This is a genomic window from Sphingomonas sp. P3_C5 (assembly GCF_056402635.1).
This window is the reverse complement of sequence record NZ_JBFUHA010000014.1, coordinates 81,550-101,278: the sequence shown is the minus strand read 5'-3', so window position 1 is coordinate 101,278 and position 19,729 is coordinate 81,550. Positions and strand designations below refer to the sequence as shown.

Annotated in this window: 18 protein-coding genes; 8 read left to right on the top strand and 10 right to left on the bottom strand. The window is 65.0% G+C overall.

Annotated elements, in window-relative coordinates:
• Positions 1-32: 32 nt before the first annotated feature.
• The 6 genes from AC1DVS_RS24545 (at position 33) to AC1DVS_RS24520 (ending at position 7,183) form a co-directional block, all read left to right on the top strand.
• The gene (locus AC1DVS_RS24545) at positions 33-926 is read left to right on the top strand and encodes an O-fucosyltransferase family protein (protein WP_478027119.1); all 894 of its coding nucleotides are present in this window, start codon (positions 33-35) and stop codon (positions 924-926) included.
• Positions 923-2,929, top strand: coding sequence for a WecB/TagA/CpsF family glycosyltransferase (locus tag AC1DVS_RS24540; protein ID WP_478027118.1), 2,007 nt, complete (start codon positions 923-925; stop codon positions 2,927-2,929). The genes AC1DVS_RS24545 and AC1DVS_RS24540 overlap by 4 nt, the downstream gene beginning before the upstream one ends.
• Positions 2,926-4,098 carry a hypothetical protein gene (locus AC1DVS_RS24535; protein WP_478027117.1) on the top strand — a complete coding sequence of 391 codons (1,173 nt, stop codon included), beginning with the start codon at positions 2,926-2,928 and terminating at the stop codon, positions 4,096-4,098. The genes AC1DVS_RS24540 and AC1DVS_RS24535 overlap by 4 nt, the downstream gene beginning before the upstream one ends.
• Entirely contained in the window at positions 4,095-5,261 is a 1,167-nt protein-coding gene (locus tag AC1DVS_RS24530) for a glycosyltransferase family 4 protein (RefSeq protein ID WP_478027116.1), read from the top strand. Before AC1DVS_RS24535 ends, AC1DVS_RS24530 begins: the two co-directional genes overlap by 4 nt.
• 10 nt (positions 5,262-5,271) lie before the next feature.
• Entirely contained in the window at positions 5,272-6,240 is a 969-nt protein-coding gene (locus AC1DVS_RS24525) for a M48 family metallopeptidase (RefSeq protein ID WP_478027115.1), read from the top strand.
• 199 nt (positions 6,241-6,439) lie between these two features.
• Positions 6,440-7,183, top strand: coding sequence for a DUF72 domain-containing protein (locus tag AC1DVS_RS24520; protein ID WP_478027114.1), 744 nt, complete (start codon positions 6,440-6,442; stop codon positions 7,181-7,183).
• On the opposite strand, the gene virB11 is transcribed toward AC1DVS_RS24520, so the two are convergent.
• The 10 genes from virB11 to AC1DVS_RS24470 all read right to left on the bottom strand — a co-directional run bounded on the left by virB11 (position 7,158) and on the right by AC1DVS_RS24470 (position 17,547).
• Complete coding sequence (virB11, locus tag AC1DVS_RS24515; RefSeq protein ID WP_478027113.1) at positions 7,158-8,153, bottom strand: P-type DNA transfer ATPase VirB11; 996 nt, start codon at positions 8,151-8,153, stop codon at positions 7,158-7,160. The two genes, AC1DVS_RS24520 and virB11, sit on opposite strands and share 26 nt — an antisense overlap.
• On the bottom strand, positions 8,150-9,262 hold the full coding sequence (locus AC1DVS_RS24510; protein ID WP_478027112.1) for a TrbI/VirB10 family protein: 1,113 nt from the start codon (positions 9,260-9,262) through the stop codon (positions 8,150-8,152). Before AC1DVS_RS24510 ends, virB11 begins: the two co-directional genes overlap by 4 nt.
• Positions 9,262-9,960, bottom strand: coding sequence for a TrbG/VirB9 family P-type conjugative transfer protein (locus tag AC1DVS_RS24505; RefSeq protein ID WP_478027111.1), 699 nt, complete (start codon positions 9,958-9,960; stop codon positions 9,262-9,264). Before AC1DVS_RS24505 ends, AC1DVS_RS24510 begins: the two co-directional genes overlap by 1 nt.
• Positions 9,957-10,808, bottom strand: coding sequence for a VirB8 family type IV secretion system protein (locus tag AC1DVS_RS24500; protein ID WP_478027110.1), 852 nt, complete (start codon positions 10,806-10,808; stop codon positions 9,957-9,959). The genes AC1DVS_RS24505 and AC1DVS_RS24500 overlap by 4 nt, the downstream gene beginning before the upstream one ends.
• Positions 10,805-12,070: a type IV secretion system protein gene (locus AC1DVS_RS24495; protein WP_478027109.1), complete on the bottom strand. Its 1,266-nt coding sequence runs from the start codon at positions 12,068-12,070 to the stop codon at positions 10,805-10,807. The genes AC1DVS_RS24500 and AC1DVS_RS24495 overlap by 4 nt, the downstream gene beginning before the upstream one ends.
• On the bottom strand, positions 12,070-14,442 hold the full coding sequence (locus AC1DVS_RS24490) for a VirB4 family type IV secretion/conjugal transfer ATPase (RefSeq protein ID WP_478027108.1): 2,373 nt from the start codon (positions 14,440-14,442) through the stop codon (positions 12,070-12,072). The genes AC1DVS_RS24495 and AC1DVS_RS24490 overlap by 1 nt, the downstream gene beginning before the upstream one ends.
• Positions 14,421-14,705, bottom strand: coding sequence for a VirB3 family type IV secretion system protein (locus AC1DVS_RS24485; RefSeq protein WP_478027107.1), 285 nt, complete (start codon positions 14,703-14,705; stop codon positions 14,421-14,423). The genes AC1DVS_RS24490 and AC1DVS_RS24485 overlap by 22 nt, the downstream gene beginning before the upstream one ends.
• A 3-nt stretch (positions 14,706-14,708) precedes the next feature.
• A complete protein-coding gene (locus AC1DVS_RS24480; RefSeq protein WP_478027146.1) occupies positions 14,709-15,002 on the bottom strand; it encodes a TrbC/VirB2 family protein in 294 nt (97 codons plus the stop codon).
• 420 nt (positions 15,003-15,422) lie between these two features.
• A complete protein-coding gene (locus tag AC1DVS_RS24475; RefSeq protein ID WP_478027106.1) occupies positions 15,423-16,727 on the bottom strand; it encodes an MFS transporter in 1,305 nt (434 codons plus the stop codon).
• A 25-nt stretch (positions 16,728-16,752) separates the two neighbouring features.
• Positions 16,753-17,547, bottom strand: coding sequence for a 2-keto-4-pentenoate hydratase (locus tag AC1DVS_RS24470; RefSeq protein ID WP_478027105.1), 795 nt, complete (start codon positions 17,545-17,547; stop codon positions 16,753-16,755).
• A gap of 165 nt (positions 17,548-17,712) precedes the next feature.
• Here AC1DVS_RS24470 and AC1DVS_RS24465 point away from each other — a divergent pair, with 165 nt between their 5' ends.
• Positions 17,713-18,732 carry a LacI family DNA-binding transcriptional regulator gene (locus AC1DVS_RS24465; protein WP_478027104.1) on the top strand — a complete coding sequence of 340 codons (1,020 nt, stop codon included), beginning with the start codon at positions 17,713-17,715 and terminating at the stop codon, positions 18,730-18,732.
• Between the two features lie 71 nt (positions 18,733-18,803).
• Positions 18,804-19,643, top strand: a complete 840-nt coding sequence (gene kduI, locus AC1DVS_RS24460) for a 5-dehydro-4-deoxy-D-glucuronate isomerase (RefSeq protein WP_478027145.1) — start codon at positions 18,804-18,806, stop codon at positions 19,641-19,643.
• Positions 19,644-19,729: the final 86 nt, after the last annotated feature.

Here is a 19,729-nt window from a genome sequence, read left to right as displayed (position 1 = left end):
TTAGGCAAGGCAATCCGCGCGGGGTGCACGCGATGATCTATCCCGCGCTGCCGGCACCGCTCGACCTCGGCCTGCTCCGGCTGAACGGGGCCGGTTTCGGCAATTGCCTGTTCGCCTATTTCCACGCCGTCATCCTCGCAGAGAAAGAGGGCCGCCGGCTGATCGCGCCTGCCTGGCGCTCGCTTCCGATCAACCGCAAACTGCGCGGAGACGGCTCGATCCGCCGCTATCACGAGATGGTCCGCGCCCATCCAGATGAAGTCGGTGGCGCAGCGAAAGCTGCGGCACTCGCCGCACTGCTTCCCTTCGCCGATATCCAGACGATTGCGCCCGGCGCCCTGCCCCATGGATCAAAACGACCGCTGATCGTGGTGCGCAGCGCGAGCTTCACCTTTGAAGGCTTGCATCCGCACCGAGAGCGACTGCGTCACCGGCTCATCGAGATCATGCGACGTCCGCCGTCGTTAGCACGGCGCTGGGGCGAAGAGCGCCACATCGCTGTCCATGTCCGGCTGGGCGATTTCGATCCAGCGGAGCCGGCGCTGCTGGAATCGGGAGCGGCCGGCAATTTGCGGCTGCCGATCGCCTGGTATGGCAGCGTGATCGAACGGCTGCGCGCGCTGCGGCCGGACCTGCCGATCCGCATTCATTCCGATGGTGCCGACGAGGAAATGGCTAATCTTCTCGCGATCGACGGCGTCAGCCGCGCGCGATCATCTGACGATGTCAACGATCTCGTCGCGATGGCGAGCGCGTCGGTCCTGGTCGGATCGCATTCGACTTTCTCGCGCTGGGCAGCCTTTCTCGGCAACATGCCAGTGATCTGGCGGGTGCAGCAAATGCCCAAGGAAAGTCCGGTCGATCCCTGGGTCCTGGCGCAGCATATCGGCGACGATATGAGCGCTCTCGAGGATCCGCTCGCATGAAGCATTTCTTTCTCGACCCCGAACGCCGCAAGCTGGTCTTGTCGCTGCTTGCGAATATGATGACGCGCTTTCCCGGCCTCGCGCTGGTTTTCCTGATCCTGCCGCGACTGTTCACCGGGCTTGGTCCCGAGCGCTACGCCGCCCTGTTCGCCGCGCTCGCGCTCGGTACACTGGCGAGTTTCCCGATGAGCGGCACTGGAGTCCTCGGCATAAGGCTGATCGGATCGGCCGCATCGCAGGATGACAGGCAAGGTGCCGCATCGGCGTTCCTCAGCCTGGGTGCCGCGAATTTCTCGCTGTCGGCGATCCTGATGACGATGGTGTTCGCGATCGAGCTTGCGCGGGGCCATAGCCTGACCATTGCCTGTGTCGCGCTGCTTCCGCTTGTCCAGGCCGCGTTCAACGTCACCTTCGACAATGCCCGCCTATCCTATAACGAGCATTACTGGACCGCGAGCCTGGCGCTCAGCTTCCAGATTCTCTGGTATGTCCTGGTCCTCACCAGCCCGGCATTCCACACTCATATCCTGCTCGCCGCGACGGTGTTCCATGCGCCGACCATCCTGGCGAGCCTGACCAATGGCGCGCTGCTACTCCGATCGCGACCCTATCTCCTGCGCGGCCGCATCACCCACTTCCGCGATATGCTGCGCGCCGGTTTCTCCTTCGGTACCGCTGACGGGCTGCTCATGGGAGCGCTGGGCCTGGTGGTCATCTGGCTGCAGATCTCGGCCTCTCCTTCGGTCACCTCTTGGGTGGCGACGCAGAACCGGCTCTTCTCGATGTGCTTCACGCCGATCCTCATGATCATGGTCCCGCTCGGCGGCTTCATACGCGTCAAATGGGCCGGTGCGAGCGCGAAGCGCCAGCGCGATGCGATCAAGGCGGCCATTGCCGCCGGCATCCTCGCCTTCTTCGCAATGGCGGCGGGGCTCGGCGTGGTCGGGCCGCTTTACGCGCGCTACTGGCTTGGCCTCGAAGCGCCGGCCGGCTGGCTGATCCTTGCGCCCTGCTTCATCTATTTCGGGACGATCGCTTTTTATCGCTGCTTCGCCTCGATCGCCTATCTCGTGCTCGACGGCGCCTGGCTGGCGCACCGGGTGATCATCGCATGCCTTGTCGCGGGCCTCGGCTGGATCATATCGGCGCATTTCCTCGATCCGCTTGCCGGCTTTTCCGTCTTTGCGGCAATTGCCTCACTGCTGATCGTGCTCGCGGTCTCGAGATCGGCGCGCCGGACGCTCGGGACAGCAGCGACCAACGCCGAAACCACCAATATCCTCGGCACGCCGGTCACGATCACCGACCATGATCGCGCCGCCGCGCGAGTCCTTGGCTGGATCCGCGAGCGGCAGAGCCGCTATGTCTGCGTGCGGGACGTCCATGGCATCATGCTCGCGCAACGCGACCCGGGGCTGATGGAGATCCACCAGGCAGCCGATATGATCCTGCCCGACGGCATGCCGCTTGTTCATGTCGCGCGCTGGCGTGGCCACACATCGATCCGCCGGGTGACAGGGTCCGATTTCGTGGAGACGCTCGCCGATCTCGGCCGCATCGCCGGAGTCCGCCATTATTTCTATGGCGGCCAAACGGGGATTGCCGGCAAAATGGCAACCATGCTCGCCGGCCGCTATCCGGGCCTGTCGGTTGCTGGCGCCTCCGCACCGCCTTTTGGCGAGGTGAGCGAAGAGGTGCGGCGCGCCGAAATGGCGACGATCATGGCGGCGGCGCCGGACATCGTCTGGGTGGGGCTCAGCACGCCGAAGCAGGAACGCTGGATGCGCCGCCATCGCGGCGAACTGGCTGGCGTGACGCTGATCGGCGTTGGTGCCGCCTTCGACTTCCATGCCGGTGCGGTGAAGCGCGCGCCGCTCTGGATGCAGCGAGCCACGCTCGAATGGTTGCACCGGCTCCTCTCGGAACCCAGGCGGCTGTGGCGGCGCTATCTGGTGCTGGCGCCTCAGTTCGTCTGGCGCGTGCTTTGGGATCGGCCGGCATGACCGCCGCGACGATGTCCGCTCCTGCAGAAGCAGCGCCGGCCGCCGCGGTGTCGCGGCCGGTGCTGAACTTCTGGCTGTTCGGTGCGCCCTATATCGCGACGACCATCTATTTCTTCGTCATGATCAAGGACGACAGCCGGATCTACGCGCCGATCTTCCCGATCTCGATCGTGCTGATCGCAGCAACCGCCTTCACGCTGATTGACCGTCGCCTGCCCGCGCTGAACCATGACGTGATCCTGTTCATGCTCGTCTATTTCGTCCTCGGCGCAATCAGCGTGGGGCTGAGCCAGAACATCGACAGCTTCGCGCTACGCAAGATCGCCCTTCCGCTTGTCGGCATGGCCCCGGCCGCCTTCCGCTTCTACACGACGCCGCGCCAGTTCGCGATCTTCCTCGTTGCGCTGTTCTTCGCCGCGCTGATCTACACGACCCAGACAAGCGATCTGGTCGGCGGCGGATTCCTCTCGACCGACTCGCCCTATGAATCGATCCTGGGCGCGACCTTTGGCGGCATCACCGTCTGGTTGGTCGCTTCATCACGTTACACACTCGCGACCCTCGCCTATCTCGCCTGCGTGCTGTTTTTCAAACGCAATGCCATCGTCATGGCGTTCGTGGTGAGCATCGCGATCGTCGCCATTCAGATCTTCAGGCAGCGCGACAATGTCCAGCTGTTCAGGCGAATCCTCTATGTGGCAGTGCCGGTCTCGACTCTGCTCGCGCTCTATCTGAGCCGGATCTTCGGCTATATCGCGACCAATCTCGTGCGCGGTTACAATGCCGAATATATCAGCGTCGGCCGGGCGCCGATCTACGATTTCATCATCGGCGAATATGAGCGAAGCACGATCCGCGAGCAGGTGCTCGGGCACGGCGCCGGCATGGTCGAATATATCGTGGCGACCGAACGTTCGCTGAATGCAGGCCTGTTGCTGCCGCATGACGAGTATCTCAGCTGGCTCTATGATTTCGGCATTGTCGGGCTGATCATATTGCTGATCTTCTTCGCCCGCATCGGCCGGAGCGGCATTCCGGCGATTGCCGTGCTGCTGTTCATGACGCTCGCGATGACGGCCGAGAATTTCTTCCTGATCTCGTTCAACTGCCTGGCGATCTTCGCTCTGTGCTCGACCCGCATGGTCGACGCCCGCGCAGCCGCGCCGTGAGGATCCTGATCCTGCACAACCGCTATCAGATTTCAGGCGGGGAGGATGTGGCGGTTGCGGCGGAACATCAATTGCTGCTCGACCGGGGGCATGAGGTTTCGCTGATCGAAGCCGATAATGATGCGATCCTCGGGCCACTGGAAAAGGTCCGCACCGCGATCGTGACACCCTATAACCCGGCGCGGCGTCGCTGGATTGCCGGGGAGGTGCGCCGGACCGGGGCGCAGATCGTCCATGTCCATAATGCCTTCCCCCGCTTCTCGCCCTCGGTGCTGGACGGGGCGGCGGACGCGGGTGCTGGTGTCGTCCAGACACTGCATAATTACCGGACGATCTGCGCCAACGGACTGCTGCTCCGTGATGGCTCCATCTGCGAGGCGTGCGTGGGGCGTATCGGCTGGCCGGCGATCAGGCATGGTTGCTATCGCGGTTCTGTTGCCGGCTCGGCGGCCGTGGTGGCGATGCAGCAGGCCGCCCGCTGGGGAAAAATCTGGGATCGGCCGGGTCGACGCCTGATCGCTTTGACGGAATTCGCCCGGGACAAATTTGTGGGTGGCGGTTTGCCGGCGGGGCGGATCGTCGTGAAGCCGAACTTCATTGATGTGGCGGAGCCGGCTGCAAGCTCGGACAAGCGCGCCGGCATCCTGTTCGTCGGACGCCTGAGCCGGGAAAAGGGTGTGGACACGCTTATCGACGCGGCTCGCCTGATGCCGCGTGTCGCCTTTACCGTCATCGGCAGCGGGCCGGACGAGGAGCGGCTGCGCGCCGTCGCACCTGGGAATGTCACCTTCACGGGCGTTCTTCCGAACCAAGCGGCGCGTCTGGCGATGGCACGGGCGTCGGCATTGGTCATGCCCTCGATCTGGTACGAGGGCTTTCCAATGACGGTGCTGGAAGCCTTCGCCGCCGGCACTCCTGTGATCGGTGCACGCATCGGGTCGCTGCCAGAGATCGTCGCCGAAGAGGCTGGCATGCTCTTCACGCCGGGCGATCCATCATCACTCGCAGCAGCCATTGCGCAACTGCTGTCCGATCCCGCAGCGATGACACGCATGGGTCAGGCTGGCCGGGAGCACGCCCTGGCGCTCTATGGGCCATCGGCAAATGCGGTGCAGCTGGAGGCGATCTATGCCTCGGCCCTCGCCGAGCGGCCCTATGGGTGAGCCGTGGCCCGTGCTTATCCTGCTCGCACTGATCACGATCGGTGCGGCGCCGGCGGATGACGCCGGCGTCCATGATCTTCTCAGGCTTCAGCGGCTCGATCAGCGCGTCGAGACGATCGGCTATCGCCTTGCGCTCTCGGCCGGCACGCTCTGCCCCGAACAGGTGCCGCTGACCGGTATCGCTGTCCAGGATCTGAGCGCCTATGGCGGTGCAAGCCGCGTCGATGCGCGGCGCGCCTTCGGCCTTGGCTCTGACCCGACGATATTGGCCATCGCGCGGGGCAGCCCGGCGGAGCGATCGGGACTCCGCATCGGGGATGCACTCCTCGCGATCGATGGAGAGAGCATCCCCGCAACGCCGCGAGTTTCGGGTAACTATCAGCGCATCGCGGCGGTCGAGGACAGTCTCGATCGTCACACCGCCGATGGGGCGCTCGATCTCGATATCAGGCGGGACGGCACGCCTTATCGCCTCCACATAGCGCTCGAACGCGGCTGCGCTTCGCGCTTCCAGGTGCGGCCCTCGGATGCGATCGATGCCGGCGCCGACGGCCATTATGTCGAGATCACCAGTGCCTATGTCGAACGCGCTGACAGCGATGACGGGCTGGCACTCGTGCTCGCGCATGAGCTGGCCCACAATATTCTCCATCACCGCGACCGGCTGAACGCGGCGGGCGTCCATCGCGGCCTGCTGCAGGACTTTGGCCGCAGCGCCCGCCTGACCCGCGCGACCGAGATAGAGGCCGATCGCCTGAGCCTGTATCTGGTCGATCGTGCCGGCTTCTCGCTCGATGAAGCCGTCCGGTTTCGCGAAGATCTGTGGCATGGTTCCTGGGACGTGTTTCGCTCCGCGACTCATCCATCAGGCTCGGAACGGCTTGTGATCCTCCGCACCGAGATGGCTCGCATCAAAGCCCTCGAGGCGGCGGGGGCGGTGCCCGAGCCCAACGCCATTCTCCCTGCTCCTGGCGATTAACAGGGAAAGAACAGGGACGGGCGAACTGTCGAAGCTTCGGCCGTCATGTGAAAGAGCTGGGCGGAGTTTTTGCGCTCCGTCCGGATTGCTCATTGCAGCGGTTCTGCTTGCGGTTGAATCAATCAGCAGTCGGGTCATTGCGTCGGGAACCCGGACGGTGCGCGATCGATTTGTTCGCCGAAGGGGCACGGCGATGACGATGAGGATCATCAGAACCGGAATTGCCGGATGGTCGATCGGTTCGGCGCTTGCCGCGCAATTCCCCGGTAGCGGAAGCCATCTCAGCCGCTACGCAGCGCGTCTGAACGCGGCCGAGATCAACAGCAGCTTCCATCGGCCTCATCGCCGCGCGACCTATGAAAAATGGGCGGCGAGCGCCCGGCCCGATTTTCGTTTTGCGGTGAAGCTGCCCAAGACAATCACGCATGAGCAGCGTCTGGTCGATTGTGGCGATCTGCTCGCGCGCTTCGCCGAGGAGAGTGGCGGGCTCGGCGAAAAGCGAGGGCCGATTCTCGCCCAGCTGCCGCCGAGCTTCGCCTTTTCGGGCGACGTCGCGTCGGGCTTTCTCACGGTCTTTGAGACGATCGTCGGCGGGCCGATGGTTCTCGAGCCTCGTCATGCGAGCTGGTTCGAGCCGGAGGCCGAAGCGTTGCTCGTGCATCACCGGGTCGCGCGTGTCGCTGCCGATCCCGCGCTGCATCGGGGAGGAGGCGAGCCGGGTGGCTGGCCAGGGATCGCCTATTTCCGGTTGCACGGGGCGCCGCGCGTCTATTGGTCGAGTTATGCGGCCGACGCCATCAAGGCTCAGGCGCGGCGCGTGGAGGCGCTGGTCAGCCGCGGCGTGGAGGTCTGGACGATTTACGACAACACCGCCTCAGGCGCTGCGCTCGCCAATGCGCTCGAGCTCGACGATCGGCTTAGCGCCGTAGCACCACCTCAGTAACATGCCGGCGCCCGCCGACCCGGGCGAGCTGAACGAAGACATCGACCGTGCTGCGGACATAATGGAGCACATCGTCGCGGTTGAGGCGCGTGCCGGTCTGCAACACGAGCAAAGCAATCTGCTCGATCGCGCGTTCGGCGCTGTCGGCATGGACTGTCGTCATCGATCCGGGATGGCCGGTATTGACCGCGCGCAGAAAGGCATAGGCCTCCTCGCCGCGCAACTCGCCAAGGATGATCCGATCGGGTCGCATGCGCAGCGAGGCGCGAAGCAGATCGTCAGCGCTCACCTGCGCCTCGCCGAGCGCGCTGCGCGCCGCGAGCAGGCCAACGGCATTGTCGTGGCGGAGGTGAAGCTCGGGCGTGTCCTCGATCAGGATCAGCCGCTCCTCGGACGGAATCTCGCGGATCAGCGCATTGAGGAAAGTGGTCTTGCCGGTCGAGGTACCGCCGGACACCAGAATGTTCTTGCGCGCCTTGACTGCGCCGGCGAGCATTCCGGCGATATCGCCCTCGTCCAGCATCGCGCGCAGGGCGAGGTCAATATCCGATGGCCCTTCAACATCACCGCGTTTCGTACCGGCAAAGGCACCGCTTGCGACATAATCGCCGAGCGCCAGATCGGGCGAGACATGCTTGCGGATCGCCAGCGCAAGCGGCCCGCGCGTCGCCGGTGGCCCGACCACCTGGACGCGAGCGCCATCGGGCAAAGTCGCCGAGAGCAAGGGATGCTCGCGGCTGATCCCCTGGTGCGACAACGCCGCGATCTGGCGGGCGAGCCGCGACAGGGTCGCCTCGTCGAGGCCGGGCGCATCATGGCGCTCGATCCCGCCTGCGGTCGTCTCCACCCAGACCTCGCCCGGGCGATTGACATAGATGTCGGTCACATCGTCGCGGGCGAGCATGGCTGCGAGCGGCGCGAGATAGCTGCGCAGATAGACCGGCCGCTCGTCCCGCACCGGTATGCTCATTTCCGGCTCTCGACGGCGGTGAAATCGAGGTCGCGCGCGACGAACACGGTGATCGCGGTGCCCTGCTTCACGCGCAGGGTCGGCTGGATCTGGGTGCCGCTGGTGAGCGGGGCCGCGGCAGAATTCACCACCGATCCCGGCAGCGAGACGATCACTGACGATCCGCCCAGCCGCGAGGCATAGTTGCTGCCAACATCGAGCGCGGTCTGCAGGATCGCTGCTCCGAACTTCTCGAAGAAATGGCTGTTGACCTTGCCCTTGATGCCGACCCGTCCGAGCGGATCGGCTGCGGGCGAGCCGAGCGCGATCGTCACGCCGTCTGGGCGTACCAGGCGGGTCCACATTACCATCGCCCGGTTCTGGCCGGGCTGGAGATCGGCGCGATATTCGCCGATCAGCCGGCTGCCGCGCTGGATCAGCACCCGGTTGCCGTCAAAGCCCCGCACGTCGCTCTGCACGAGCGCGCGGGCGAGGCCGGGCCGGGTCGAATCCAGCGCTGTTTCGAGTACGGCAGGGATCAGCGTGCCCTGCGGTACCGTCGTCGGGCGATGCCGCATCACCGACGCACGCGCGCTCCCGCCGGTCGCCGCGACTGCCCCGGCACCGGCACCGCCGCCAGCGGCTGGGGCGCCGGCCGCGCCATCGGCTTCGGCAACGGCGTCACCGGCCGTGGTATCGACCACCAGAACGGGGCCACCTGTACCGGCCAGACGTGGCGGTGGTTGAATCGGCTGCGGCATCGGCGGTGCCGGCTGCGGCACATAGATGATGCGCGGTTGCGGCGGCGGCGGCACGAAGCGCGGCGGGGGCGGTGGTGGCGCGGGTGTCGGCGTCGCAATGGGCGTCGGCGCGGGCGCTGGCGGGACATAGAGCGGCGCAGGCTGCGGCGCCGCGCCTCCGAGATTGTCGGCCGCCTGCGGCCTTGTGGTCGGCGCGGAGAGCGAGCGGCGGCGCAGATCGAGCACGCTGAAGAGGAGGATCGCAGCCACGCCGATGCCGATCGCGATCATCCACCAAGGCATGCCCGCGGACGGCACCGCGACGACAGGGCGCACATCTTCCTCGGCACCGCGCCCGATCCGGGGGTCAGTGGGTGGAGCTGTCGCCATCAGTGCTTCTTCGGCTTCAGCTTCACGCGGACAGCGGTCGCAGAATCCTTGTCGAGGCGGAACACGAGTTTCGGCTTCACATCGTCGATCACATATTGGCCATCACGCATCGCGCCGTCGACCAGCATCTCCCGGCCCTTTTCGTCGATCGCAAAGATCGCCGGGAGCGGTTTGTCGGCGGGGAAGACGATATAGGTGTGGACGCCGTCATCATCGATCTGGCTCGGGCGAAGCGCCTTGGTTCCGCTCAGCTTGTAGCGGCCCGGCTCGACGGTCGGCTCCACCCCGGCCACCACTACGCTGGCCGGCGCGGGATAGGTGAAGCGCACCGTAAAAGCCATATTGGGCAGCGGCCCGAACAAGGGTTGCAGTTCGAAAGCGTAGCTGCGTGCGTCAGTGACGACGGTAAGGTTGGTCGTGACCCCCGCCTGGAGCGCCTTGATGAACAGATGGTCGCCGCGCTTGTTCGGCGTCACCTGCCACGCACCGCTCTCCCCAACCGCGACATTCTCGATCCGCTCGTCGGGCGCGAACTCGATCGCGAGCTGATAGCCGGATGCGACCTGGAGCTGAACAACCTGATTGGCGTCATAGACGATCGTCTGGATGCGCGGGTCGCCGGGGCCGGGAGCCGGGCGCACCTGCGCCATTGCCGTGCCCGGCAGCAACAATGCCATCAGGAACAGCGTGATCCTCAAAGCTCAACCTCCGGCGCGCCCGGACGGGCGGGTGCGCGTTTCGGTGCCGGAAAATTGGGCGCCGGCGCGACGGTCGCGCCGCCCGATATAGTACCGGGCGTCGTTCCCGACGTCGTTCCCGGCACGACCGTGGTGCCTGGTGTCGGCACGGCAGTCGCTTCGGGATCGGGCAGCGCTTCGGCATCGCGGCGGTAGCGTTGCACCTGGAAGCCGAGCGGGTTCACGAAGCGATCCTCGCGCGTCATCGGCTCGCCTGAGAAGCGATAGCGGATCACCGCGACCCAGGCGCGCGGCGGCTGGACCTGCGCGCCGGCATCGCGGCGCTGAGTCTCAAAGCGCACCAGAGCGGCGCCGGTGCTGAGCGGCGAGACACTCTTCACCCGCGTCTCGACGACGGTGGTCCGAGGGAAGCGTGCGAGCGGGCTGCCGGGGTTGGAATATTGGACGCTCGACACATAATCCGCCCGCGCCGGATCGGCTGACCACAGCACTGTCTTGCGGTAATTGGATTGCAGCGCGTCATAGTCGAAGCTCTCCCGCGCAATGACATATTGGACGAGGAAGGATTGAGTGAGCGCCTTGTCGGGCGCGATGGTGTTGGCGTCGAGCGGCTTCAGCGCCTCGACAAAGCCGGTGTGGCGATCGACCAGCAGCGTATAGGGCACCACTGTCTTCAACGGAGCGAGCGCAATCAGCGCGAAGGCCTCGCACACCGCGATCGCGGCTGCGGCGGACGCGACGATCCACGCCACCTTGCGCGAGGCGCGGAGCGCATCCTGCTGGTCATGCGCCCAGCTTTCCGCCTGGCTGTAATAGGCGTCGAGCGATTCTCGTGAGGTCTTGTTCATGCGTTCCTGTCCCGCCGGCCGGCGCTTGCCGATACACGGCCGCGCGTCCTGCGCCGATAAGTCTGTCCGAGCGGCACCACCGCCGCCGTTGGAATGTCACGCGAGATCGCCTGGATGGCGGCACGCTGGCCGATCTGCGCGGGCGGCGGCGGCGGCGTTGCCGCCTCGCGCCGCTGGCTCGCGGCAACCGCATCGGCGACGGCGAAGGCGCGCGAGCGCTGGTCTGGCGCTTGAGGCTGCTCGGCTTGGGCGAGCATGGCCGGCGTCTCGCGACCACGTAGCGCATCGATCACCCGCGACGGCGCGGCACGCCACCCCGGCGGCAGCTTGAACCCCCGCGCCACGCGCGCGGTCGCGAACAGCGCGGCCGTGAGGGTGAGGACGAAGGCCAGGGTCAGCACCAGCAATTCGATCGGGACCTGCGGGGTCGGGATATCGGCGCGGCGCTCGGCGAGAATGGCGGCGAGCCACGGCTCCATGATCGCGAGCTCTACGCCGAGCACGATCGAGGTCGCCAGCGCGCCGAGTGCTGCGCCGCCGACACCGCGCACCCAGCCCTCGAACAGGCCGCGCGTACCGTCGAACAGCAGGAACATCGCGAACAACGGGCCGAGCGCTAACAGCAATCCGCTGACCACGCGCACAGACGCGAAGGCGCCGATCGCGCCGGTCAGGTAGAGCGTACGGGCATTGCCGAGCAGGGCTGCATCCCGGGCCGGATCCCATTTCGGACGCTGCGCCACTTGCTGGAGATGCTGCATCTGCGCCTGTTGCTGCTGCGGCGTCAACGTCTGGGTCGGGCCGACGATCTCGTCGACATTGGGCGGCTTGCCGGTGCCGAGGATCATCAGTTCCCCAAGGCCATTATCCACGCCCTCGAGACGCGCGACCAGCCCACCGCCTGAGCCCGGTAGGCCCGCCGCACCGCCGATGCTGGTGGCAAGCTCGGCCGGGCCGTGCATCGTCACGTCATAAGCGAGCGTGCGAAAGGCCGGCCAGCTGGTCGCCAGTGCGAGCACCACGCCGAGCTTCACCACCGCCACAACGCCGTCGCGCACATCGGGGACCTGGCCGAACAGCATGCGATAGCCGAACAGGGCGATGAAGATCGTCAGCATCCCGGTCATCGCGATAGCAACGATCGAGCCGGGTGCCGCGAGCGCCTGATAGCCACCCTGCCCGATCGCCTGCGCCTGGCAATCGACATAGCTCAGCACGACGCTGAGAAAAGCGCCATCGGGCGAGAGCGTCGGGCATGCCATCAGGCACGCTCCAGCAAGCGCGGGATCCAGGCGACGGGATCATCGCCGGTCTCGATGCGGATCTCATCAAGCAGGCGCACGGTGCGCTCGCGGCCGGACAGGATCGTCAGCAGATCGCGCTCGCCGGTAAGGTTGAGCCGCGCCACCACGCTGTCGGCACCATGTTTGATCAGGAAGCAGTGGGAATCGTCAGGGAGCGTGCGGATCAGCTCATATTCGTGCGGGGTCAGACCGAAGCCTTCGATATAATCGGAGGCGCGCGCCTTGGGGTTGATCATGAAGATCTGGGTCGCGGCCTGCTCGATGATGGCGCTGGCGATCTTGCTCTCGAGCGCATCCTGCGCGCTCTGGGTTGCGAAGCCGACAATGCCGTTACGCTTGCGGATGGTCTTTTCCCAATCCTTGATGCGGCGGACGAACACCTCATCATCGAGCGCCTTCCAGCCCTCGTCGACGACGATGATCGCAGCCGAGCCGTCGAGCCGTTCCTCGACGCGGTGGAACAGGTACATCATCGCCGGCGTGCGTACCGCCGGATCATCGAGGATCGCGGTCATGTCGAACCCGACCGCCTCGGCGCTCAAATCCGTCAGATCCTCCTCATTGTCGAACAGCCAGGCGCGCTCGCCCTCGCCCCACCACGGCCTGAGCCGCGCCCAGAGATCGGCCGCGTGTGGACGGTGGCCACCACGGAACAGTTCGGCGAGGTGGCGCAGCCTGCGATGCTCGTGCGGCTGTGCGAAGTTGGCGTCGACCGCGTCCTTGATCTTGGCGACATCGTCGATGTCGGCGCCGCCCGCGAGCTGAGCGACCCAGTCGATCAGGAACTGGCGGTTGGCGGGATTGTCCTCGATCTGCAGCGGGTTGAGGCCGGACGGCGTACCGGGCCTGAGCAGATCATAACGCCCGCCGATCGCGCGGATGAACAGCTCAGCGCCGCGATCCTTGTCGAAGAAGATGATCCGCGGCCGGAACTTGCGCGCCTGGGCGAGCAGGAAGTTGAGCACCACCGTCTTGCCCGAGCCCGATGGGCCGATGACGGTGAAATTGCCGAGATCGCCCTGGTGGAAGTTGAAATAATAGGGCCCGGCCGCCGTCGTCTCGAGCAGGGTGACTGCTTCGCCCCAATGATTGCCATCGGCCTGGCCGAGCGGGAAATTGTGGCCGCTCGCAAGGCCGGCGAAATTGCCGGTCGAGATCAGGCCGCGCCGCGCGATATATTTGAAGTTGCCCGGGAACTGCGCCCAGAAGGCCGGTTCGAGCGCGATATCCTCGCGCACCGCGATGATGCCGAGATCGGAGAGCGACGCCTGGACCTCGGCAACGCCCGCATCGACCGCGGCCGGCGTATCGCCGCGCACCGCGACCGTCATGTGATGCTCGCCGAACCCGGCGCGTCCGGCTGCGACCTCGTCCTTGGCGTTCGATAACTCGCCGCGCAGGCTCACCGCCTCATCCTCGGCCGAGCGCATCCGCCTGAGTGCAAGGTTCATCTTGCCGAGCGCAGCCTGGCGATCGACGAAGCCGAAAGACTGCGACACAGTCAGCTCGAACGGCAACCGCAGCAATTCGTCGAGCATGCCAGGCGCAGTCTGCGCCGGATAATCCTTGATCGAGACCAGCCCGACAAAGCCGCGCGGCGACGCGCCGGCCGCGCCGAGCTCTACGGTTTCCTGGCCGAAACTCACCCGGCGATAGGGCAGATATTGGCCGGCATCCTGGAGCGGCATCAGGACTGGCCGCATCTCGCCATTATAGAGGGTGGAGAGGAATTCGAGCGGCTCCGAGCATACGCCCTGCCGCGTCTCGTACACGCCGAGCAGCCGCGGCTCATAGCTGCCGAGCTGGGCCAGCAGCGCATCGCGTGCACCGTCCAACTGACGGAGCTCATTGGCCGAGGTCGCCTCGGCCGGCGTCGTTGCGCGGCCGAGAAATCCGCGCACCCGGTCTGCGATACCGACACGGCCTTGCAGCGGACGGCGGATCAGGGTGAGGAACAGGTCGTTGACGTAGAGCTGCTTGCCAGCGAGCCGGCCGCGCCATGCGGCATCAAGCTGGCCTGAGAAAGCATCGGGGAACTCAGCCGGCAGCTCGACATCCGCCCGTCTGCGCACGACGTGATGATAGAGCGCGAAGCGCGACGAGCCGATCGCCTGCAACATCGCGTCGCGGAGCACCTTGCGATAGTTGATCTCGTCGGTGTCGGCGGTCTCGAACAGCATGCCGCGCAGATGGATGAACTGCATCAGCAGTCCGTCGCGCGTCTCGATCGTGTGATCGTTGACGTGCCGCGCATAGGGAAGATGAGCCCCGGCGAACTTCTCGCGGGCGATGGCCCGCGGGTTCTGGGTCAGGGGCGGTAGGAGTTGCATCGCCAGATCGCGTAGTTGCGCACGCGTGGGCAACGGCTCAGCTTGATCAGCCACAGGTCAATGATGCGCGGCTCCCGCACGCACAGCACCACGCCGACAAGATGGACGATCAGTGCGACCGCCAGCACCCAGAAAGCGTGGAAAATCAGGAACAACTCAGTCGCGATGACGCCGTTGACCACGAAATAGCTGTAGGTGACGCCGGCGAACATCTGCGGCCGCGTGAGCGCGACGAACAGGGGATCGCGCTCGAGCCCGTTCACGGATCAGTAGCCGGCGCTGGCTGTGGACTGGATGCCTGCTACGATACTCGCCGCCCCGAACAGGATGAAGCAGCCGAGGATCACGGTTGCGCCGTAGCGCCAGTTGATCCGCCCGGTGAGCATCAGGAAGCCGACCGACGCGACCGCGATCACCGCGACCACGGTCGCGACCGTGCCGAGCAAAGTGCCCTCGAGCCAGCGCACGGCGGATACGATCGCGCCGGACCCTTGCGGATCAGCGAGCGAATCCTGCGCCATCGCCGCAGTTGCCTGGACAGATGCCCAAAGCGCAGCCAGCACAGCGGCCCCGCGTAATCTCTTCCCGTTCAACCCGTACATCCCCGCGTAACCGTCTGATTCGTCCCGCGAGACATTGCGCGTTCGCAGGACGCTTGCCAACCGCTTTTGCCTCCGCTGCCAGTGCAGCGACGGGACGCCAAAATCAGCAGCCGACAGCGCGCGGATTATTGCGATTTGCGCGACAGAGCCGGGTCAATTTTCCCTGTTCCGCGCGAATAACAGGGAATTCGGCCGGATTAACAGGGAAATTTCGCGTCGGAACAGGGAATTTCCGTCCCGAGCGCAAGCGTGTCGTCGACCATTCGCATCCTCATGAAAAAGAGCCCAGCCGAGTCCGATCAGGTCCCTGCCTGACGCGACAGTGCAGCAAACTTCCGTCCTGTTGAATCACCTCGCGACGTTTCCGCTCGCTTCTCGTCAATGACCTTCGGCAGCCTGGCGTTCATCAGCCCGCGTCAATCTCGGCGACAGGAAGTGGACTGCGGCGAGCGCGACGAAATAAGCACAGCCAGCGACGATGAAGATCGGCGTGTAGGTGCCGACCTTATCCAGGATCTGCCCGATATAGAGCGAGAAGAACATGCCACCGACGGCGCCGACGGTGCCGCCGATGCCGATCACTGAGCCCACCGCGCTGCGCGGGAACAGGTCCGAGGGAAGCGTATAGACATTGGCCGAGAAGGCCTGGTGCGCTGCCGCCGCGGTACCGATGATGAGCACGGCCAGCCACAGATTGTCGACATATTGCGCGAAGAAGATCGGCGTGACGAAGATCGCGCAGACCAGCATCGTTGTTTTGCGGGCGAAATTCACGGTGCGCCCGTTCTTGATCATCCGGGACGACGCCCAGCCGCCAAGCACGCTCCCGACATCGGACAGGAGATAGACAGCAACGAGAGGCGGTCCAAAGGTCTTGAGGTCGAGCCCATAGCGTTTGCCGAGAAAGTCGGGGAGCCAGAAGATGTACATCCACCAGATCGGGTCGATGAAGAATTTGCCGAGCGCAAAGGCCCAGGTTTCCCGCAGGCGGAGCAGGCTGAACCAGCCAACCGGCTCGACCGGATCCGCCGGGTCGCTTTCGATATAAGCAAGCTCGCTGGCCGAAACGCGCGTCGATTGAGTCGGGTGGCGATAGATCGCCACCCAGGCGACCACCCAGACCAGGCTCGCCGCGCCTGTGATGACGAACGCCATCCGCCAGCCGTAGAGGGCGACCAGGAGTGGCACGAGCAGCGGCGTTACGATCGCGCCGACATTCGCCCCCGCGTTGAAGATGCCGATTGCGAGCGCTCGCTCCCTGGCCGGAAACCACTCGGTCACCGCCTTGACGCCGGCCGGGAAATTGCCGGATTCGCCGATGCCGAGGCCGAAACGAACCATGGCGAATTGCGTAACGCTGTGCACCCCGCCATGCGCGATATGGGCGATCGTCCAGATCACGAAGGCAATCGCATAGCCGAAGCGCGCGCCGATCCGGTCGATCAGCTTGCCGAAACCGAGATAGCCGATGGCATAGGCGGTCTGGAACCAGAAGACGACGTTGGAATAGCCGATCTCGGTCCAGCCGATCTCGTCGTGCAGGGTACCCTTGAGCACGCCGAGCATCTGACGATCGACATAGTTGATCGCGGTCGCCGCGAAGAGCAGCCCGCAGATCACCCAGCGATAATTGCCCGCCCGCTGGGCTGCGGCGGCAACCCCCGGCACCATGGTTTCAGCCATCATTCACTCCCGACCCGCCCCGTTTCTAGGAGGCTTTAATCATGCAGCCCACGGCGAGGTCGGCACCGAAGCGCGCCTCGATCCGATCACCGATTCCCACCGCATGTACGCCGGTTACCGCGCCGCTGGAAATCCATTGTCCCGGCTTGAGCGCAATTCCACGCTCGGCCATCAGCTCGAAGAGGAAGCGCGCCGCGCCGATCGGCCCGTCAAGCATGTCGGCCGCCTTGCCGCTGCCGATGGGCTTGCCATCGATCGTAACCGAAAGCAGCCAGCTCTCGATATCGGCATTCCGCCAGTCGGGGATCGCAGCGCCGACGACGAGACCATTATTGTTGCCGAAATCGGAGACGGTCACGGCGGCGCCAAGATCGTTGATCGCGGCGAGCGGCGAGCTGGCGATCTCGATGCCGATATGGACCGCATCGATCAGGGCCGCCGCCTCCTCATGGGTGAAGTGAGTCTTGCCGGCCGGCGGCGTAGCGGCGATCCGCAACAGGAATTCGGCCTCGGCCGCAGCGAAACCACCGACGAACACCGGCATCGCGACAAGATCTGGACCTGCCTCGAAGATCTGGCGCGTGAAGATCGGCCCGGCCAGCCGGTCGACACCGTCGATCGGCGGGTTGATCCGCCCGACTTTCCAGCCGCCGATCTCAGCCTCGTTGAGCGCGATCGCCGCATCCTGCACCGCATAGGCATCTGCAAGCGCAGTCGGCGCGGTGCCGGGATAGCCCGGCAGGGACCGCCCGGCGCGACGCGCCTCGACGAAGGACTGTGCAATATGGCCCACTTCATGGGCGAAATCGGTGGAATCCACCCTGGTAACCCTCCCGCACGCGCTATCGGCGCTTGATGTCTGCCCCCTAAGGTAAACCGGTGTCAATGACAAGGACCGGCTATGCAGGTTTCATCACGACCAGTGAATCTCTTCCGAAACGATGCCGCTTGGCGATCGGACATTATAAGCGCTATGCCCCGCAGAATGCGGAAGACCGGCCTGCCAACGATCAACGATGTCGCGAGGATCGCGGGCGTCTCCAAGAAGACGGTGAGCCGGGTGATCAACCGCTCGCCCCTGCTGAGCGAAGACACGCGCAAGCATGTTGAAGGCGTGATCAGCGGGCTGGGTTATGTCCCCAATCCCCAGGCACGCGCGCTTGCGCTCAGGCGCAACTTCCTGATCGGGCTGATTCACGACAATCCGAACGCCCAGATGGTGATGAACGTCCAGCAGGGCATTCTCGAATCGCTCCACGGCACTGAATTCGAGCTGGTCGTGCGCCCGATCGACCGCGGCTCGGCGACGATGCTTCAGGATGTCCGCAATTTCCTCGAGCGCCAGCGGCTGTACGGCGTGGTGCTGCTGCCGCCGGTCAGCGAGAATAATCAGCTCGCCGAACTCTGCGCCGATATCGGCTGCCGCTATGTTCGGATGGGCTCGGCCGAGCTCGACGATGCCGAGCATATGGTCGCCTCCAACGACTGCGAGGCGGTGACCGCAGCGGTCGATTATCTGATCGAGCAGGGGCACAAGCGGATCGGGCTGGTGCTCGGCCCGCATGGTTTCCGTTCGGCACGCGAACGGCGTGAAGGCTTCGAACAGGCGCTGAAGGCGGCAAAGATCACTCTGCCCCGCTCAATGATCGCCGAAGGGAATTACACCTTTGAATCCGGGGTGATGGCGGCCGACCGCCTGCTCGACCTGATGCCGCGACCGACCGCGATCTTCGCCTGTAACGACGAGATGGCGGCGGGCGTTCTCCATGCCGCGCGGCAGCGTGGCATCGATGTTCCGCGCGATCTCTCGATCATCGGCTTCGACGATACGCCGATCGCCGCGCATATCTGGCCGCCGCTGACCACGGTGCGCTGGCCGATCATCTCGATGGCACGCTCGGCGGCCCTCAAGCTGACAGCTGACGGCGACGAGCCTGTCGCGGAGCCTTCGATGTTCCGTTCGACGCTGATCCGGCGCGGTTCAGTAGCACCGCCGCGAGACTAGCAGTTGCAACCAGCTTTGACACCGGTTAACCGATGACAGCGCGCGAAGACGGCGCGACAGGAGAGTTTCAGATGTTCGACCGGACCTATTACGCGACCCATCCCGACATGATGGAGTGCGTCTCGAACGACGAGTTGCGCGATCGCTATCTGATCCAGGACCTGTTCCGCGCGGGCGAGTGCGTGCTGAACTATACGCATGCCGACCGGTTCGTGATCGGCGGCGTCGAGGTTGTGGACGCACCCGTTCGGCTGCCCGACCAGACCGAGCCGGCATCGGCTGTCGGCCATCCATTCCTCGAACGCCGTGAACTGGCGATCGTCAATGTCGGCAAGGTCGACGGCACCGTGCTGGTGGACGGCGAGAGCTTCACGCTTGGCAACAAGGACTGCCTCTACGTCACCATGGGGGCGAAGGACGTGGTGTTCTCAGGCGCCGGTGCGCGTTTCTATCTCGCTTCCTGTCCGGCGCATAAGGGCTTCACCACGCGCAAGCTCTCGATCGCCGACGCTAATGCGCTCGAGCGCGGCAGCCTCGAGGAATCGAACGAGCGGACGATCTTCCAGCTGGTCATTCCGGGCGTATGCGATTCGGCGCAGCTGGTGATGGGCCTGACGGTGCTCAAGCCCGGCAGCGTCTGGAATACGATGCCCCCGCATATCCATGAGCGCCGCAGCGAGATCTATTTCTACTTCGAGCTCGACGGGCCGAACGACCGCGTAATGCACTTCATGGGCGAGGGCGAAGCGATGCGGCATATCGTCGTCGGTAACGAAGAAGCAGTGATCAGCCCGCCTTGGTCGATCCATATGGGCTCGGGCACCAAGGCCTATGCGTTCATCTGGGCGATGGCCGGCGAGAACCAGGATTATACCGATATGAAAGTGCTGGATATTTGCCAGCTGGCTTGATTGCTCCCCTCCCGTTTTGATCTCCCCTCCCGCTTGCGGGAGGGGTCGGGGGAGGGCCTGTCATGGACAGCGCCTTTACAGGCCCT

What these genes read in the sequence shown, in the direction of transcription:
- AC1DVS_RS24540 (WP_478027118.1), top strand. Translation starts at nt 923, where the DNA reads ATGAAGCATTTCTTTCTCGACCCCGAACGCCGCAAGCTGGTCTTGTCG.
- AC1DVS_RS24520 (WP_478027114.1), top strand. Translation starts at nt 6,440, where the DNA reads ATGAGGATCATCAGAACCGGAATTGCCGGATGGTCGATCGGTTCGGCG.
- virB11 (WP_478027113.1), bottom strand. Translation starts at nt 8,153, where the DNA reads ATGAGCATACCGGTGCGGGACGAGCGGCCGGTCTATCTGCGCAGCTAT.
- kduI (WP_478027145.1), top strand. Translation starts at nt 18,804, where the DNA reads ATGTTCGACCGGACCTATTACGCGACCCATCCCGACATGATGGAGTGC.
- AC1DVS_RS24535 (WP_478027117.1), top strand. Translation starts at nt 2,926, where the DNA reads ATGACCGCCGCGACGATGTCCGCTCCTGCAGAAGCAGCGCCGGCCGCC.
- AC1DVS_RS24465 (WP_478027104.1), top strand. Translation starts at nt 17,713, where the DNA reads ATGCGGAAGACCGGCCTGCCAACGATCAACGATGTCGCGAGGATCGCG.
- AC1DVS_RS24510 (WP_478027112.1), bottom strand. Translation starts at nt 9,262, where the DNA reads ATGGCGACAGCTCCACCCACTGACCCCCGGATCGGGCGCGGTGCCGAG.
- AC1DVS_RS24490 (WP_478027108.1), bottom strand. Translation starts at nt 14,442, where the DNA reads ATGCAACTCCTACCGCCCCTGACCCAGAACCCGCGGGCCATCGCCCGC.
- AC1DVS_RS24495 (WP_478027109.1), bottom strand. Translation starts at nt 12,070, where the DNA reads ATGGCATGCCCGACGCTCTCGCCCGATGGCGCTTTTCTCAGCGTCGTG.
- AC1DVS_RS24500 (WP_478027110.1), bottom strand. Translation starts at nt 10,808, where the DNA reads ATGAACAAGACCTCACGAGAATCGCTCGACGCCTATTACAGCCAGGCG.
- AC1DVS_RS24475 (WP_478027106.1), bottom strand. Translation starts at nt 16,727, where the DNA reads ATGGCTGAAACCATGGTGCCGGGGGTTGCCGCCGCAGCCCAGCGGGCG.
- AC1DVS_RS24545 (WP_478027119.1), top strand. Translation starts at nt 33, where the DNA reads ATGATCTATCCCGCGCTGCCGGCACCGCTCGACCTCGGCCTGCTCCGG.